Source organism: Streptomyces bambusae, assembly GCF_019400985.1.
GTDB classification, from domain to species: domain Bacteria; phylum Actinomycetota; class Actinomycetes; order Streptomycetales; family Streptomycetaceae; genus Streptomyces; species Streptomyces bambusae_A.
This window is the reverse complement of record NZ_WTFF01000062.1, coordinates 15,426-28,550: the sequence shown is the minus strand read 5'-3', so window position 1 is coordinate 28,550 and position 13,125 is coordinate 15,426. Positions and strand designations below refer to the sequence as shown.

The window sequence follows — 13,125 nt, the reverse complement described above, 5'->3', positions numbered from 1 at the left end:
AGCGGGGGTGGATCGACGAGCGGGCCACCGGCGTGTTCCTGCGCCCCCTGTAGGAGAAGACCGGCGCCTCCCGGGCCCTGCGGCGGGCCGGCTCCGGGGGCACGCTGCCCCGGGAGGACCGGGCGCCGCGGCGGCTGCCGGATCTGATGCGGGCGTAGGGGGGGGTGCTGGGGGGGGGGGGGCCGGCCGACCGGGGGCGGCCGGAGCCGCCGCCGATGTAGGCGGTCGGTCCGGCCGCTGCGTCCGCGGGTGTCCCCACGCCTCAGACGGCGGCGGGGCTGGGTCTGGCCGGGCCGGAGTTGCTCCGGTGCGCGGGGTCGCGCACCTCGCCGACCAGCATCTCCAGGACGTCCTCCAGCGTGACCAGGCCGAGCACCCGCCCGCCCGGGTCGGCGACCTGGGCGAGGTGGGTGGCGTCGCGCCGCATCACGCTGAGCGCGTCGTCCAGCGGGAGGGTGGCGCACAGCGTCGGCATCCGGCGCCATATCCGCTGGGGCACGGCGCGTTCGCGGTCCTCCACGTCCAGCACGTCCTTGACGTGGACGTAGCCCATGAAGGCGCCGCCCTCGGCGCGTATCGGGAAGCGGGAGTAGCCGGTGCGGACGGTGAGCTGCTCGATCTGGCGCGGGGTCGCCGCGGGGGCGACCGTGACCAGCCGGTCGGGGGCGAGCAGCACGTCGGTGACCTGGCGGCTGCCCAGTTCCAGGGCGTCCTCCAGGCGCTCCTGCTCCACCCGCTCCAGCAGCCCGGCCTGGCGGGAGTCCTCGACCAGGCGGCCGAGCTGGGCACTGGTGTAGACGGCCTCGACCTCGTCCTTCGGCTCGACCTTGAACAGCCGGAGCACGAAGTGCGAGCAGGCCCCCAGTGCGGTGGTGACCGGGCCGCAGATCCGGGCGAAGGCGACCAGGCCGGGGCTGAACCACAGCGCGGTCCGCTCCGGGGCGGCCATCGCCAGGTTCTTGGGCACCATCTCGCCGATCACCAGGTGCAGGACCACCACGGCGGCCAGCGCGAACGCGTAGCCGAGCGGGTGGACCAGGCCCTGCGGGACGTGGACGGCGTGGAAGACGGGCTCCAGCAGCCGGGCCACGGTGGGCTCGGCGACCGCGCCCAGGGTGAGCGAGCAGACGGTGATGCCGAACTGGGCGGCGGCCATCATGCGCGGCAGGTTCTCCAGGCCGTGGAGCACCTGCCGGGCCCGCTTGGACCCGGCCGCGAGGGGCTCGATCTGGCTGCGCCGGACGGAGACGAGGGCGAACTCGGCGCCGACGAAGAAGCCGTTGGCGAGCACCAGCAGCAGGGCGAACAGCAGTTGCAGGGCGTTCATCGCGCAGCCCCTTCGAGCTGGCCGGGCCGCTCGTGCCGGTGCGCCTGGCCGGGGTCGGCCGGGGCGGCGGTGTCGGCCGCCGCAGCCACCCGTACGGAGCCGGCGAGGGCGGCGGGAGCGAGCAGTGTTCCGCCCGTGGCTTCCACCGCGGGGCCCGGCAGGCCGGAGCCGTACCCGGCGGGGGCGGGCAGGAGGCGGACCAGCCGGACGCGCTCCGCGCGATTGCGGCCGACCTGCCGGACGGAGAGCTTCCAGCCGGGGAGTTCGGCCCGGTCCCCGGGGGCGGGGATCCGGCCGAGGAGGTCGGCGACCAGGCCGGCGACCGTCTCGTACGGGCCGTCGGGGACCTCCAGGCCTATCCGGCGCAGGGTCTGCACGCGGCAGCTGCCGTCGGCGTCCCAGGAGGGGCGGCCGTCCTCGGCGGGTACGGCGGCCAGCTCGGGCCGGGTGTCCTCGGCGAGGTCGTGCTCGTCGCGCACCTCGCCGACGAGCTCCTCGACGATGTCCTCCAGGGTGACGACGCCGGCGGTGCCGCCGTACTCGTCGACGACCACGGCCATCGGCTGCTCGCTGCGCAGCCGCTCCAGCAGCGGCTGGACCGGCAGGGTGCCGGGCACCAGCACCGGCGCGTCGCAGATCGCGCCGACCGTGGTGCGGCCGCGCTCGTGCTCGGGCACCGCCAGGGCGTCCTTGAGGTGGACCACCCCGGTGATCTCGTCGATGCGGTCGCGGTAGACCGGGAAGCGGGACAGGCCGGTGGCGCGGGTGAGGTTGAGCACGTCCGCCGCGGTGGCGGTGGACTGCAGGGCGCTGACCTTCACGCGCGGGGTCATGACGTGCTGGGCGGTGAGCTCGCCCAGCGACAGCGTGCGGACGAACAGGTCGGCGGTGTCCTGCTCCAGGGCGCCGGCCTGGGCCGAGTGGCGGACCAGGGAGACCAGTTCGCCGGGGGTGCGGGCGGAGGCCAGCTCCTCGGCGGGCTCCACGCCCAGCGCCCGTACCAGCCGGTTGGCGACGGCGTTCAGCGCGGCGATGACCGGCCGGAAGGCGCGGGAGAAGGCGCTCTGCGGGCCGGCCACGAACCGGGCCACCTGGAGCGGCCGGGAGACCGCCCAGTTCTTCGGGACGAGCTCGCCGACCACCATCTGGACGGCGGAGGCGAGCAGCATGCCGATGGCCACGGCGACGCCGGAGGCGGCGCCCTGGGGCAGGCCGGTGGCGCGCAGCGGCCCGGAGAGCAGCCCGGCGAGGGCGGGCTCGGCGAGCATGCCGACCACGAGGGAGGTGATGGTGATGCCGAGCTGGGTGCCGGAGAGCTGGAAGGACAGCTCGCGCAGGGCTTCGACCACGGCACGGGCGCGGCGGTCGCCGTCGGCGGCGGCGCGTTCGGCCTCGGGCTTCTCGACGGTGACGAGGCCGAACTCGGCCGCCACGAAGAAGCCGTTGGCGAGGATCAGAACGAAGGCCGCACCGAGCAGCAGTAGCGGGATGATCATGATGCCGCCGTCTCGGGGGAGAGGGCGGCGCGGGTACTACCGGACGATCCGTCCATTGCTGGAGGGAGTCACTCCTCAGGTCGCAGGTGCCCTTCGGGCCCGGCGGGCCGGGGTGCGAAGGAGGGGCGCACGGCGCGCCCCGCCACCAGGGTAGTCATTGAGATCGCCACCGCAATGGCACGCGGCGGTCGGCCCGGCCGGCGGGGCCGGCCGACGGCCCTGTGGCGGGGCCGCCGGGGCGGTCGCCGACCGGTCGGTTCCGGGTCAGTTGTCGTGCGCGCCGGAGCCGTGTGCGTCGGCCAGGGCGCGCAGGGCGCGGGCATCGCCCAGCGCCTGCTCCCGGGCGATGCCGGGCTGGATGCCCAGGGCCGGCAGGCTGGTGCCGTCGCTGAGGTCGAGGAAGACCCAGGGGTCGCCCGGGCGGAGGTTGACGCGCAGGATCTGCGGCCAGGCCAGCCGGCGCTTGGTGGTGAGGTTCACCACGGTCACGCCGTCCTCGTCGGCGACCACCTTGGGCCGGCTGAGCAGCACCAGGACGGACGACAGCAGCAGGGCGGTGAAGACGAAGCTGATCCGCTCCCCCGTGCTCAGCCGTTCCAGCAGCAGCGCGATGGCCGTGATGGTGGCGAACATGGCGGCGCCGACGCCCAGCAGGACGACACGGGTCCGGGTCGGCCGGAAGACGACGGGCAGGGACGGCAGGGCCGTCTGGTCGGCGGCCATCAGAGGCGGCAGGCGTGGATCGAGGTGGTCAGGATCGCGCGGGCGCCGAGCTCGTAGAGGTCGTCCATGATCCGCTGGGCCTCCTTGGCGGGGACCATGGCGCGGACCGCGACCCAGCCCTCGTGGTGCAGCGGGGAGACGGTCGGGGACTCCAGGCCCGGGGTGAGCGCCACGGCGTTCTCCAGCTGCTCGACCCGGATGTCGTAGTCCATCATCACGTAGCTGCGGGCCACCAGGACGCCCTGGAGGCGGCGCAGGAACTGCTGCGCCTGCGGGTCGTCGGCGTCGGCGCCGTTGCGCCGGATGACCACGGCCTCGGACTTCAGGATCGGCTCGCCGATGACCTCCAGGCCGGCGTTGCGCAGGCTGGTGCCGGTCTCGACGACGTCGGCGATGACCTGGGCGACGCCGAGCTGGATGGCGGTCTCGACCGCGCCGTCGAGGTGGACGACGGAGGCGTCGACCCCGCACTCGGCGAGGTGCTTGGCGACGATCCCCTCGTACGAGGTGGCGATCGTCATGCCGTGGAAGTCCTCGGGGCCCGTCGCGGTGCCCGGCCTGGTGGCGTAGCGGAAGGTGGAGCGCCCGAAGTTCAGAGCGAGGATCTCCTCGGCGCTGGCGCCGGAGTCCAGCAGCAGGTCACGGCCGGTGATGCCGATGTCGAGCTTGCCGGACGCGACGTAGATCGCGATGTCCTTGGGGCGCAGGTAGAAGAACTCGACCTCGTTCTCGATGTCGACGGTGACGAGTTCCTTGGACTCCTTGCGCTGGCGGTAGCCGGCCTCATGGAGCATCTCCGACGCAGGTCCGGAGAGAGAACCCTTGTTGGGGACGGCGATGCGCAGCATGAGGTCGGTTCCTTTGTTCGCGATGTTGTGGTGCTGTGCGGAGCGGGGGCGGGGGTGGGGCGGGGGGAGGAGGGGTCAGAGGTGCTTGTAGACCTCGTCGAGGGAGATCCCGCGCGCCACCATCATCACCTGGACGTGGTACAGCAGCTGGGAGATCTCCTCGGCGGCGGCCTCCTTGCCCTCGTACTCGGCGGCCATCCAGACCTCGGCGGCCTCCTCGACGACCTTCTTGCCGATGGCATGGACGCCCTTGGCCACCAGCTCGGCGGTGCGGGAGGTGCTGGGGTCGCCCTCGGCGGCCTTGAGCTGGAGCTCGGCGAAGAGCTCTTCGAAACTCTTGGTGGATTCGTTCGCCATGATGGTCCTCAGAATACGGGGTTCCCCCGCGCCACTCAGCGCCAGGGTTCGCTGACCGTCCGCAGGGTCATGGCGGTGGCGACGGCGGCGGTGACCGCTTCGTGCCCCTTGTCCTCGTTCGACCCTTCGAGGCCGGCGCGGTCCAGCGCCTGCTCGTCGTTGTCGCAGGTCAGAACGCCGAAGCCGACGGGGACTCCGGTCTCGACGGACACCTGCACCAGGCCCTGGGTGACGCCCTGGCACACGTAGTCGAAGTGTGGGGTGCCGCCGCGGATGACCACACCGAGGGCGACGACGGCATCGTAACCGCGACCGGCGAGTACCTTCGCCACCACCGGGAGCTCGAAGCTGCCGGGGACCCGCAGCAGGGTGGGCTCGTCGATGCCGAGCTCGTGCAGGGCGCGCAGGGCGCCGTCGACGAGTCCGTCCATGACCTTCTCGTGCCACTGCGCCGCGACCACCGCGACCCGCAGGTCGCCGCAGTTCTTCACGCTCAGTTCGGGTGCGCCCTTGCCGCTCACAGCTCTCCTTCGGTGTTTCCACGCTCTACGGGGATCGGTTTCTACAGGTTCGGTACTGCGGTTCTTCGGTACTGCCGTACTGCGGTTCTGCGGTTCTGCGGTTCCTCGGCTACTGGTTCGCGCAGGCCGAGACGGCCGGGTCGAGCCACGGCAGGTCGTGGCCCATGCGGTCGCGCTTGGTGCGCAGGTAGCGCAGGTTGTGCTCCCCCGCCTCGACGGGCATCGGCTCGCGCTCGGCGACCGCGATGCCGTGCCGGACGAGGGCGTCGGCCTTCTCGGGGTTGTTGGTCAGCAGCCGGACGCCGGCCACGCCGAGGTCGGCGAGGATCTGGGCGCCGGCGGCGTAGTCGCGGGCGTCGGCGGGCAGGCCGAGTTCGAGGTTGGCGTCGAGGGTGTCGCGGCCGCGCTCCTGGAGCTCGTACGCGCGCAGCTTGGACATCAGTCCGATGCCGCGTCCCTCGTGGCCGCGCAGGTACACGACGACGCCCCGGCCGGCCTCCTTGATCCGCTCCATGGAGGCGTGCAGCTGCGGGCCGCAGTCGCAGCGCAGGGAGTGGAAGATGTCGCCGGTCAGGCACTCGGAGTGCATCCGGACCAGGACGTCCTGTCCGTCGCCGATCTCGCCGTGGACGAGGGCGACGTGCTCCACGCCGTCCACGGTGGAGCGGTAGCCGTACGCGGTGAACTCGCCGAACTCGGTCGGCAGGCTGACCTCGGCCTCCCGGCGGACGGTGGGCTCGGCGGCGCGGCGGTAGGCGATCAGGTCCTCGATGGAGATGATCGTCAGGCCGTGCTTGCGGGCGAAGGGGATCAGCTCGGGCAGCCGCAGCATCTCCCCGTCCTCGCCGGCGATCTCCACGATGGCGCCGGCCGGGCGCAGGCCCGCGAGGCGGGCGAGGTCGACGGCGGCCTCGGTGTGGCCGTTGCGGGCCAGCACGCCGCCGGGCTTGGCGCGCAGCGGGAAGACGTGGCCGGGACGGACGAAATCCCCGGGTCCCGAGACCCCGTCGGCGAGCAGCCGCAGGGTGGTGGCGCGGTCGGCTGCGGAGATGCCGGTGGACACGCCGTGGGCGGCGGTGGCGTCGACGGAGACGGTGAACGCGGTCTTCATCGACTCGGTGTTGTTGCCGACCATCTGCGGGAGCTCCAGGCGGTCCAGCTCCGCGCCCTCCATGGGGGCGCAGATCAGGCCGCGGCACTCGCTCATCATGAAGGCGACGATCTCGGGCGTCGCCTTCTCGGCGGCGACGACGAGGTCGCCCTCGTTCTCCCGGTCCTCGTCGTCCACGACGACCACCGGACGGCCGGCCGCGATGTCCCGGATGGCCTGCTCGACGGGGTCGAGCGCGAAGAACTCGTCGGTGGTCATGCCGTTGCTCCTTCGAGGGCCGAGGGGTGGGTGGTGGTGCGCGAGCGCTGGTACCAGTCGTAGGCGCCCCAGACGACGAGGGCGAAGTAGACGACGTAGACGAGGCCGGAGAAGGTCAGCTGGCTGCTGAAGGCGAGCGGTACGCCGACCAGGTCGACGAGCAGCCAGGCGATCCAGAACTCCACCAGGCCGCGGGCCTGGGCGACCATGGCGGCGAGGGTGCCGACGAAGATGTAGGCGTCCGCCCACGGGCTCCAGGACAGCTGCGGGTAGAGCGTGAACAGGCCGCCGACGGCGAGGGTGCCGAGGGCCGCGCCGCCGAGCAGCAGGCCGCGTTCCGTCCAGGTCGCGGTGCGCACGGCGATGGTGCCGTCCTGCGCCTTCCGGCTGCCGCGCTGCCACTGGTACCAGCCCCACGCGGCGACGCCGATGACGAGGAGCTGCTTGCCGACGCCGCCCGAGAGGTGGGCGGAGGCGTAGGCGGCGACGAGGATCAGGCCGGACAGCAGCTGGGCGGGCCAGGTCCATATGGAGCGGCGCCAGCCGAGGGCGAGGGCGGCCAGGCCCATGGTGTTGCCGATCATGTCCGACCAGATGACCTTCTGGCCGAAGACGGTGAAGGCCTCGGAGTTCAGCCAGGTCAGGGCGCTCACTTCGCGGCCTCCGCGGTCTCCGCGGTCTCCGCGGTCTTCGGGGCCTCGGCGGTTTCCGCCGTCTCCGCCGTCTGTCCGCGGTGCAGCGGGTCGACGCCGGCGGCCAGCAGCCGCTCGACGTACTTGGCGAGGACGTCCACCTCGAGGTTGACCGGGTCGCCGCTCTGCTTGATGCCGAGCGTGGTCAGGGCGAGGGTGGTGGGGATGAGGCTGATGGTGAAGTAGTCGGCGGCCGCCTCGACCACGGTCAGGCTGACGCCGTCCACCGTGATGGAGCCCTTCTCGACGACGTACCGGGACAGCGCCGCGGGCAGCGAGATCTTGACGATCTCCCAGTGCTCGGAGGGGGTGCGGGAGAGGATCTCGCCGGTGCCGTCCACGTGCCCCTGCACCAGGTGGCCGCCCAGCCGGCCGCCGAGGGCCATCGGGCGCTCCAGGTTGACGCGGGAGCCGGCGGCCAGGGCGCCGAGGCTGGACCGGTGGAGGGTCTCCTGCATCACGTCGGCGGTGAACTCGCCGCCGGCGGTCTCCACCACGGTGAGGCAGACGCCGTTGACGGCGATGGAGTCGCCGTGCTTGGCGCCCTCGGTGACGAGGGGGCCGCGCAGGCGGAAGCGGGAGGCCTCCGCCAGCTGCTCGACGGCGGTGACCTCGCCCAGCTCTTCGACGATTCCGGTGAACACTCAGTGCTCCTTGGGGGCGGTGGTGGGGACGGCGGTGATCCGGAGGTCGGGGCCCATGGGTACGGCCTCCGTGATGTCCAGGCGCAGGGCCTGGGAGATGTTCGTGACGCCGGCGTCGGCGAGGGCCGCGGGGCCCGCGCCGAGAAGGGCCGGGGCGAGGTAGCCGACGACCCGGTCGACGGCCGAGGCTTCGAGGAAGGCGCCCGCGAGGGTGGGGCCGCCCTCCAGCAGGAGGGCGCGTACGCCGCGCTCGTGCAGCCGGCCGAGCAGGTCGGCGACGGCGATGCGCCCGTCGGTCAGGGGCAGCCGGAGCAGGTCCACGCCGGGCAGGTGCCCGGTGTCGGCGTCCTCGCCGACGACGAGGAGCGTCGGCGCCGCGTCGTCCAGGATGCGGGCGGTGGCCGGCAGCGCGGCGCGGGTGTCGATCGCGATCCGCAGCGGCTGGGTGGCGCCGTCGATTCCGCGGACGGCCAGGTGCGGGTCGTCCGTGCGCAGGGTCCCGCCGCCCACCAGGACGGCGTCGGCCTCGGCGCGCAGTCGGTGGACGTCGGCCCGCGACTCGGGCGAGGTGATCCAGCGGCTGGAGCCGTCGGCGGCGGCGCTGCGGCCGTCGAGCGTGGCGGCGTACTTCCAGGTGACGTGCGGGCGGCCCAGGCGTACGGAGGTGAGCCAGGCGGCGTTGCCCGCTTCCGCCTCGGCCTGCAGGAGCCCTCCCTCGGCCGTGACGCCGGCCGCGCGCAGGGTGGCGGCACCGCCGCTGGCCTGCGGGTTCGGGTCGGCGACGGCGTAGACGACGCGGGCGATGCCGGCCTCGACCAGCGCCTGGGCGCAGGGGCCCGTGCGTCCGGTGTGGTTGCAGGGCTCCAGGGTGACGTAGGCCGTGCCGCCGCGGGCGGCTTCGCCGGCCGCGCGCAGGGCGTGGACCTCGGCGTGCGGGCCGCCGGCCCGCTCGTGCCAGCCCTCGCCGACGACGGTGCCGGCGGAGTCGGTGACGACGCAGCCCACGACGGGGTTGGGGCTGGTGGAGCCGAGACCGCGGGCCGCGAGTTCGACGGCACGGCGCATGGCGCGCTCGTCGTGCGCGGCGTTCGCTTCGGCGGATGTCGCCACCGGGTCCTCCTGCCTCATCGGGCACGGACTCCGGGGCCTGTCGGGATACGACAGAGTGAGCGGTACAGCGCATCGGGGAACGCCGATGCCGAAAAGGAGCGGATCCGTCGTGTGCGGATGCACGGACGACGAACCGCCGGCGGCGGCGTACCGATCACTGCCCGCCGCGCACTGCCTCCCATCCGGACTTTAACCGTCGGTCCAGGAATTTCACCTGGTCAACCGGCCGCTGGCTGCGGACGGGTCGCGGACTGTAACCGCCGGTTCGGAATTGCACCGACCCCGGAGTGCGCTGCTTCTGGTACTTACCAGCCAGTGTGCCACGGCCGATCGACGCCCATGCGGGTGACAGGCTGTGGTCTGGCTCACAACCCAGCGCGACGCGAGCGCACCTCGACCGGCCGGGCGCGCGCCGACGCGCCGACGCGGCGACGCGTCGCCGCGAGCCGGGACCGGCCGGCGACCGCGCACCACTTTGGTCCAGACCTATTGACGGGTTGGTCTAGTCCTCTTAACGTCTCCTTCATCCTCCCGGGAGACAGCCCGTCAGATGTGCGCACGTCACGGGCCAACCAGCAGGCTTTTTCCGCAAGTTGTGCACCAACTCCCCCCTCGTCATCCTCCCTTGCCTTCCCCCCTTGTCTTCCTCCCTTCCCCAGGAGGCACGATGCTGTCCCCCACACGTACGAGAGGGATGCTCCTGGCATCCGGCGCCGCGATCGCCGGACTGCTGGTGGGCGGCCTCTCGGCCGGCGTCTCCCATGCGGCCGACCATGAAGCGTGCCGCCCCGACGGGCTGTACAAGACCCCCGGCGTGGACGTCCCGTACTGCTCGGTCTACGACACCGCGGGCCGCGAGAAGATGGGCGCCGACCACCAGCGGCGCGTCATCGGCTACTTCACCGGCTGGCGCACCGGGAAGAACGGCCAACCCGCCTACCTGGTCAACAACATCCCGTGGGACAAGGTCACCCACATCAACTACGCCTTCGCGCACGTCGGCAGCGACAACAAGATCTCCGTGGGCGCCGACGGCGCGACCAACGAGGCCACCGGCATGACCTGGCCGGGCGTCGCCGGGGCCGAGATGGACCCCGCCCTCCCCTACAAGGGCCACTTCAACCTGCTGACGAAGTTCAAGAAGCAGCACCCCGACGTCAAGACGCTCGTCTCGGTGGGCGGCTGGGCCGAGACCGGCGGCTACTTCGGCGCGGACGGCAAGCGCGTGGGCTCCGGCGGCTTCTACACCATGGCCACCAACGCGGACGGCTCGGTCAACCAGGCCGGCATCGACACCTTCGCCGAGTCCGCCGTCGCCTTCGTCAAGAAGTACGGCTTCAACGGCGTCGACATCGACTACGAGTACCCGACCTCGATGAAGGACGCGGGCAACCCGCTGGACTGGCCGACGGCGAACGCCCGCCGGGCCGGTCTGGTCAAGGGCTACGACGCCCTGCTCAAGACCCTGCGCCAGAAGCTGGACACGGCCGGCGCCGCCGACGGCAAGCACTACATGCTGACCGTCGCCGCCCCCTCCTCCGGCTACCTGCTGCGCGGCATGGAGACGTTCCAGATGCAGCAGTACCTGGACTACGTCAACATCATGTCCTACGACCTGCACGGCGCCTGGAACGAGTACGTCGGCCCCAACGCCTCCCTCTTCGACGACGGCAAGGACGGCGAGCTCGCCGCCGCCGGGGTCTACGGCTCCCAGCAGTACGGCGGCCTCGGCTACCTCAACACCGACTGGGCCTACCACTACTTCCGCGGCTCCATGCCGGCCGGCCGGATCAACATCGGCCTGCCCTACTACACCCGCGGCCACAAGAACGTGCAGGGCGGCACGGACGGCCTGTGGGGCAAGGCGGCCGCCACCAGCTGCCCGGCCGGCTCGGGCCTGGCCAAGTGCGGCGACGGCGCGGTCGGCATCGACAACCTGTGGCACGACAAGGACGACAACGGCAACGAGTCCCCGGCGGGCTCGAACCCGATGTGGCACGCCAAGAACCTGGAGAAGGGGATCGTCGGCGACTACGTCGGCCAGTACGGCTTCCCCGCGAACACCACGCTGACCGGCACCTACGCCCGCAAGTACGACTCGACCCTGGTCGCGCCGTGGCTGTGGAACGCGCAGAAGAAGGTCTTCCTGTCCACCGAGGACGAACAGTCCGTGGCCGCCAAGGCCGACTACGTGGTCGACCGCGGCATCGGCGGCACGATGGTGTGGGAGATGGCCGGCGACTACGGCTGGAACGCCGCCAAGGGGCAGTACGAGATGGGCTCCACGCTCACCTCGCTGATGTACGACAAGTTCAAGGCGGCCTCCCCGTACGGCGCGAAGAAGGCCGGCGCCACCGCCCTGCCGACCCGGGCCGTGGACATCAGGACGGAGTTCACCGAGTTCAAGCTGGGCGACTCGAACTACCCGATCACCCCGAAGATCAAGATCACCAACAACACGGGGACGGCCCTGCCCGGCGGCACCGAGTTCCAGTTCGACTACGCGACCTCGGCCCCGGACAACGCCTCCGACCAGTCCGGCTTCGGCACCAAGGTGATCAGCAGCGGCCACACCGGGAACAACGTGGGCGGGCTGAAGGGCGACTTCCACCGGGTCTCGCTGAAGCTGCCGGCCTGGCAGTCGCTGGCCCCGGGCGCCTCCGTCGACCTGGCGTTCAACTACTACCTGCCGGTGTCCACCCCCTCCAACTGGACGGTGAACATCTCCGGTACGACGTACGCCCTGGCCGGCGACCTGGCCAGGGGCACCACGGTCGGCGAGCCGGGCGGTGGCAGCACGCCGCCCACCACCCCGCCCACCACTCCCCCGACAACCCCGCCGACCACGCCGCCGGGCGGCACCTGCACCAACCCGGCGTACGTGGCGGGCCAGATCTACACGGGCGGCAGCGTGGTCTCGCACAAGGGCCACAACTGGAAGGCGCAGTGGTGGACCCAGAACGAGGAGCCCGGCACCACCGGCGAGTGGGGCGTCTGGAAGGACCAGGGAGCCTGCTGAACCCGGCGACCGGGTGACCGGGTGAACCGGTGACCGGGTGAACCGACGAGGGCCCGGCGGCAGTTGCCGCCGGGCCCTCTGGCACGCTCGACCCATGGCCCACCTCATGGACGTCGACGTCTTCGAAGCACACCGCAGCAGGCTCTTCGGCATCGCCTACCGGATGCTGGGCTCGGCCGCCGAGGCCGAGGACCTGGTGCAGGACACGTACCTGCGCTGGAGCGCCGACGACCGCGGGGACGTCGAGCACCCGGGCGCCTGGCTGGCCAAGGCCGTCACGCACCTGAGCCTCAACCGGCTCGACTCCGCCCGGGTCCGGCGCGAGCGGTACGTCGGCCCCTGGCTGCCGGAGCCGGTGCTCACCTCCGACGGCACCCTGGGCCCGCTGGAGTCGGCGGAGCAGCGCGACAGCGTCTCGATGGCCCTGCTGGTGCTGCTGGAGCAGCTCGGCCCCGTCGAGCGGGCCGTCTACGTGCTGCGCGAGGCCTTCGCCTACAGCCACCGGGAGATCGCCGAGCTGCTGGACCTCTCCGAGGCCAACTGCCGCCAGCTGTACCGCCGGGCCTCGCAGCGGGTGGCGACGCCCCGGCCGCGCACAGAGCCGGACCCGGCGGCGCTGCAGCAGCTGATCAGCGCCTTCCTGGCGGCGGCCCAGGACGGGGACATGGCCGGCCTGGAGCGCCTGCTGAGCGCGGAGGTCACGTACGTCTCGGACGGCGGAGGCGTGGTCAGCGCGGCCCGGCGGCCGGTCCTGGGCCCGGACAAGGTCGCCCGCTTCGCGGTCGGCGCGATGCACAAGTACGCGGCGGGCGTCCCCTACCGGTTCGCGGAGGTCAACGGGGTCCCGGCGGTGGTCTTCGGCGACATGGGCGTCCTGGTCGTCGAATTCGAGGAAGGCCTGGTCACCGGCCTGCGCGCGGTGGTCAACCCGGAGAAGCTCGGCTTCCTGCACCGCCAGCTGTCACATTCCTGAGGGCTGTCCGGTCCGAGCGGGTGAGCGTACGTCCCCGGCGTACGTC

12 protein-coding genes and 1 riboswitch are annotated in these 13,125 nt (G+C 72.3%); of the genes, 2 read left to right on the top strand and 10 right to left on the bottom strand.

The genetic code is table 11. The features are described from left to right. Positions 1 to 262 precede the first annotated feature (262 nt). From GPJ59_RS11765 to ribD, 10 genes are all read right to left on the bottom strand, one after another. Positions 263 to 1,327 carry a hemolysin family protein gene (locus GPJ59_RS11765; protein WP_219666952.1) on the bottom strand — a complete coding sequence of 355 codons (1,065 nt, stop codon included), beginning with the start codon at positions 1,325 to 1,327 and terminating at the stop codon, positions 263 to 265. Continuing rightward, on the bottom strand, positions 1,324 to 2,823 hold the full coding sequence (locus tag GPJ59_RS11760; RefSeq protein WP_219666951.1) for a hemolysin family protein: 1,500 nt from the start codon (positions 2,821 to 2,823) through the stop codon (positions 1,324 to 1,326). The genes GPJ59_RS11765 and GPJ59_RS11760 overlap by 4 nt, the downstream gene beginning before the upstream one ends. 264 nt (positions 2,824 to 3,087) lie before the next feature. Continuing rightward, positions 3,088 to 3,546, bottom strand: coding sequence for a PH domain-containing protein (locus tag GPJ59_RS11755; protein ID WP_219666950.1), 459 nt, complete (start codon positions 3,544 to 3,546; stop codon positions 3,088 to 3,090). Then, positions 3,546 to 4,394: an ATP phosphoribosyltransferase gene (hisG, locus tag GPJ59_RS11750; RefSeq protein WP_219666949.1), complete on the bottom strand. Its 849-nt coding sequence runs from the start codon at positions 4,392 to 4,394 to the stop codon at positions 3,546 to 3,548. The genes GPJ59_RS11755 and hisG overlap by 1 nt, the downstream gene beginning before the upstream one ends. Before the next feature lie 75 nt (positions 4,395 to 4,469). Next, positions 4,470 to 4,751 (bottom strand): phosphoribosyl-ATP diphosphatase, encoded by a 282-nt coding sequence (locus GPJ59_RS11745; protein ID WP_219666948.1) that lies wholly within the window; start codon positions 4,749 to 4,751, stop codon positions 4,470 to 4,472. A gap of 35 nt (positions 4,752 to 4,786) precedes the next feature. Beyond that, positions 4,787 to 5,272: a 6,7-dimethyl-8-ribityllumazine synthase gene (gene ribH / locus GPJ59_RS11740; protein WP_219666947.1), complete on the bottom strand. Its 486-nt coding sequence runs from the start codon at positions 5,270 to 5,272 to the stop codon at positions 4,787 to 4,789. 109 nt (positions 5,273 to 5,381) lie between these two features. Beyond that, positions 5,382 to 6,641: a bifunctional 3,4-dihydroxy-2-butanone-4-phosphate synthase/GTP cyclohydrolase II gene (locus GPJ59_RS11735; RefSeq protein ID WP_219666946.1), complete on the bottom strand. Its 1,260-nt coding sequence runs from the start codon at positions 6,639 to 6,641 to the stop codon at positions 5,382 to 5,384. Continuing rightward, entirely contained in the window at positions 6,638 to 7,294 is a 657-nt protein-coding gene (locus tag GPJ59_RS11730; protein ID WP_219666945.1) for a nicotinamide mononucleotide transporter family protein, read from the bottom strand. The genes GPJ59_RS11735 and GPJ59_RS11730 overlap by 4 nt, the downstream gene beginning before the upstream one ends. After that, complete coding sequence (locus tag GPJ59_RS11725; protein ID WP_308120252.1) at positions 7,291 to 7,977, bottom strand: riboflavin synthase; 687 nt, start codon at positions 7,975 to 7,977, stop codon at positions 7,291 to 7,293. Before GPJ59_RS11725 ends, GPJ59_RS11730 begins: the two co-directional genes overlap by 4 nt. After that, positions 7,978 to 9,105 (bottom strand): bifunctional diaminohydroxyphosphoribosylaminopyrimidine deaminase/5-amino-6-(5-phosphoribosylamino)uracil reductase RibD, encoded by a 1,128-nt coding sequence (gene ribD / locus GPJ59_RS11720; protein WP_219666944.1) that lies wholly within the window; start codon positions 9,103 to 9,105, stop codon positions 7,978 to 7,980. 146 nt (positions 9,106 to 9,251) lie between these two features. Continuing rightward, positions 9,252 to 9,382, bottom strand: a riboswitch (FMN riboswitch). 372 nt (positions 9,383 to 9,754) lie between these two features. Between ribD and GPJ59_RS11715 the strand changes: the two genes are divergently transcribed. Further along, entirely contained in the window at positions 9,755 to 12,106 is a 2,352-nt protein-coding gene (locus tag GPJ59_RS11715) for a chitinase C-terminal domain-containing protein (protein WP_219666943.1), read from the top strand. A 94-nt stretch (positions 12,107 to 12,200) separates the two neighbouring features. Beyond that, positions 12,201 to 13,079, top strand: coding sequence for an RNA polymerase sigma-70 factor (locus GPJ59_RS11710; protein ID WP_219666942.1), 879 nt, complete (start codon positions 12,201 to 12,203; stop codon positions 13,077 to 13,079). The last annotated feature ends 46 nt before the right edge of the window (positions 13,080 to 13,125 follow it).